The organism is Staphylococcus sp. 231237_7MaSpsaltlick (assembly GCF_043107035.1).
The window spans coordinates 1-610 of the sequence record NZ_JBICNX010000267.1; the positions used below are offsets into that span (position 1 = coordinate 1).

The 610-nt window shown below is 51.1% G+C and carries 5 tRNA genes and 1 rRNA gene; all 6 read left to right on the forward strand.

Going from position 1 to position 610, the window contains the following annotated elements:
• Positions 1–10 precede the first annotated feature (10 nt).
• The 6 genes from rrf to ACF91D_RS31395 all read left to right on the forward strand — a co-directional run bounded on the left by rrf (position 11) and on the right by ACF91D_RS31395 (position 559).
• Positions 11–125 (forward strand): 5S ribosomal RNA (gene rrf / locus ACF91D_RS31370).
• A gap of 9 nt (positions 126–134) precedes the next feature.
• Positions 135–210, forward strand: a tRNA-Val gene (locus ACF91D_RS31375).
• A gap of 16 nt (positions 211–226) precedes the next feature.
• Positions 227–302, forward strand: a tRNA-Thr gene (locus ACF91D_RS31380).
• Positions 303–310: 8 nt separating this feature from the next.
• Positions 311–386: transfer RNA gene (locus ACF91D_RS31385), tRNA-Lys, on the forward strand.
• Positions 387–399: 13 nt separating this feature from the next.
• Positions 400–481 (forward strand) — tRNA-Leu (locus tag ACF91D_RS31390).
• Positions 482–484: 3 nt separating this feature from the next.
• Positions 485–559, forward strand: a tRNA-Gly gene (locus tag ACF91D_RS31395).
• Positions 560–610: the final 51 nt, after the last annotated feature.

Sequence of the window (610 nt, forward strand, 5' to 3'; positions counted from 1 at the left end):
CATTTCATTGTCTGGTGACAATGGCAAAGAGGTCACACCTGTTCCCATGCCGAACACAGAAGTTAAGCTCTTTAGCGCCGATGGTAGTCGGACTTACGTTCCGCAAGAGTAGGACGTTGCCAGGCAACTTATATGGAGGATTAGCTCAGCTGGGAGAGCATCTGCCTTACAAGCAGAGGGTCGGCGGTTCGAACCCGTCATCCTCCACCATTTATTATTTTTAATAGCCGGCCTAGCTCAACTGGTAGAGCAACTGACTTGTAATCAGTAGGTTGGGGGTTCAAGTCCTCTGGCCGGCACCATTTTTAAAGAGCCATTAGCTCAGTTGGTAGAGCATCTGACTTTTAATCAGAGGGTCAGTGGTTCGAGCCCACTATGGCTCACCATTATTTTAATATCGCGGGTGTGGCGGAATTGGCAGACGCACTAGACTTAGGATCTAGCGCCTTACGGCGTGGGGGTTCGACTCCCTTCACCCGCATATGCAGAAGTAGTTCAGCGGTAGAATACGACCTTGCCAAGGTCGGGGTCGCGGGTTCGAATCCCGTCTTCTGCTCCATTATTTTTGCCGGGGTGGCGGAACTGGCAGACGCACAGGACTTAAAATCCT